This is a genomic window from Kocuria sp. (genome assembly GCF_030536815.1).
Lineage (GTDB): Bacteria > Actinomycetota > Actinomycetes > Actinomycetales > Micrococcaceae > Kocuria > Kocuria gwangalliensis.
In genome coordinates this window covers 1-2,397 of sequence record NZ_JAUNPE010000254.1, presented here as the reverse complement: position 1 = coordinate 2,397, position 2,397 = coordinate 1, and the positions used below count along the sequence as shown (strand labels likewise).

Annotated in this window: 2 protein-coding genes; one reads left to right on the top strand and one right to left on the bottom strand. The window is 62.6% G+C overall.

Going from position 1 to position 2,397, the window contains the following annotated elements; genetic code table 11:
• Window positions 1-809 (bottom strand): NADP-dependent oxidoreductase (locus Q4E95_RS12875; RefSeq protein WP_303383679.1); only part of this gene is annotated, 809 nt, incomplete at its 3' end.
• Between the two features lie 413 nt (window positions 810-1,222).
• Between Q4E95_RS12875 and Q4E95_RS12870 the strand changes: the two genes are divergently transcribed.
• Window positions 1,223-2,397: HAAAP family serine/threonine permease (locus Q4E95_RS12870; protein WP_303383680.1), on the top strand; the 1,175-nt coding region annotated here is incomplete at its 3' end.

Below are 2,397 nucleotides of genomic sequence, written 5' to 3'. Positions count from 1 at the left end.
GCCATGAACAGGTTGCTCGGGCCGGGCTCCGGTTTTGTTGCGTTGTACTGGGAGATGGCCCCGCACATCGCCACGCGCCCATACTTACGCAGCGCCCCGATCGCCGCTTGAAGGTGATCACCGCCCACATTGTCGTAGTACACGTCGATTCCGTCGGGGGCGGCCTTCTGCAGTAACTCGTTGACGTCGCCCTCTTTGTAGTTGAAGGCCTCATCGAAACCCAATTCCTTCACGCGGGCAATCTTCTCGGCCGAACCGGCCGAACCAATAACCTTGGACGCCCCCAGCGCCTTGGCGATCTGGCCCACGGCCGAGCCGACGGCGCCGGCGGCGCCCGAGACGAACACGACGTCGCCCTTCTTGAACTTCGCGATTTCCGTGAGCCCCACGTAGGCGGTGAGGCCGGGCATGCCGAGGATGCCCAGGTACTTGGACGCGGAGGCGGCGTCGACATCGACGACGGTCGCGGCGGCGTCGTCGACCACCGCGAATTCGCGCCACCCGAGGGAGTGCAGGACATGATCGCCCACCGTGATGCTGTCGGACTCGGATGCGATCACGGTCCCGACGGCAGCGCCTTCGAGCGGCTCGTCGATCTGGAACGGCGGGATGTAGGACTTGGTGTCGTTCATGCGGCCGCGCATGTAGGGGTCCACGGACATGACCTCGTTCTGCACGAGAACCTGGCCGGACTGCAAGGTGGGCAGTACGGCAGTTTCGAGACGGAAGTTCTCGTCCGTGGGCGTTCCGTGCGGGCGCGCGGCCAGGACGATCTGTCGGGTTTCGGTAGGTGTTTGGGTGGGTGCCATGAAAATTCCCCCGTGGTGATGTTGGAGATGGTGCACTTCGGTTAAACGCAGTGCGATGCTTCCACCCTGTGCTGGAAACTTCATCAACATGAGGACTGCTAGGGGGAGGGATTGTCGATATGCCCCGGGTAAGGCGGCGAGGGCCAATGGGTGGGGTGCGGGGCAGCTCGGGCCACGCCTGATGTCGCCGTGCGTCCGGGCGGGCCAGTACTGTCCGGGCGGCGCAAGAGATTACTTGGGATTGTTGAACAATCTGTCGTACGCACGTACCGTTGTGACCCAGTTCACGAGAACGAGTACATCCACGCTCACCACTCACCCACAGCACGGAGATCAACGTGTCGAACATAGCCCACAAGGCGACAAGCACCGCCGGTTCCTCAGCCACAACAGCCACGGACCGACGCGAAGACATACACAGAGCCGGCCGCGTAGCCAACAAACGCTTTGAGACGAACTGGACCATCTCCCTCTTCGGGACAGCCGTGGGCGCGGGAGTCCTGTTCCTGCCCATCAATGCCGGTCTGGGGGGTCTGTGGCCACTGTTGATCGTGACCCTCCTCATCGGCCCCATGACCTATTTGTCCCACCGGGCGCTTTCGCGTTTCGTCTGCGCATCCCCGGTCCCGGGCGAGGACATCACCGTGGTAGCCCGCAAGACATTCGGCGAGGGGGTGGGCCGGGTGATCACCGTGCTGTACTTCCTGGCCATCTTCCCCATTGTCCTGATCTACGGGGTGGGTATCACCAACACCGTGGACAGCCTCATGGTCAACCAGCTGGGACTGCCGTCCGTGCCGCGGTGGTTGCTCTCCGGGTTGTTGATCGCGCTGATGATGCTGGTGATGCTGGCCAGCCAGCGCATCATGTTGATCGTCACGCAATGGCTGGTCTACCCGCTGATCCTGATCCTGCTCGGCGTGAGCCTGTATCTCATCCCCGGCTGGAACCTCAAGGGTTTCGGCGGTGTGCCCTCGTTCGGCGAGTTGGCGATGTCCATTTGGATAATCATCCCGGTGCTGGTGTTCGCCTTCAACCACTCTCCCGCGATCTCGCAGTTCTCCGTTGCTTTGAAGCGCGAATACGGCGCCGGGGCGTCGGAGCGGGCGTCGGCGGTGCTGAAGCGCAGCACCTTGTTGCTGGTGATCTTCACCATGGGCTTCGTGTGGTCCTGCGTGCTGGCCCTCGGCCCCACCGGCCTACAGGCCGCCAAGGATCAGAACCTGCCGGTACTGTCCTACCTGGCCAATGAGCACGGCAGTCCGTTCATCGCCTACCTTGGCCCGGCGGTGGCGCTGGCCGCCATTGCGTCATCCTTCTTCGGTCACTACTTGGGTGCAGCCGAGGGCGCCGCGGGTATCGTGCGCTCCATGGTGGACCGTGACGGCTCTCGCGTCAGCGACAAGAACCTGAACATCGCCATTGCCGTGTTCATCTTCTTGACCACCTGGCTGGCCGCCATCCTGAACCCCAGCATTCTTTCGCTCATCGAGTCCATTGCGGGTCCGATCATCGCAATTATTCTCTACCTGATGCCCATGTATGCCATCCGCAAGCTCCCGGCGTTGGAACCCTACCGCGGCAAGCT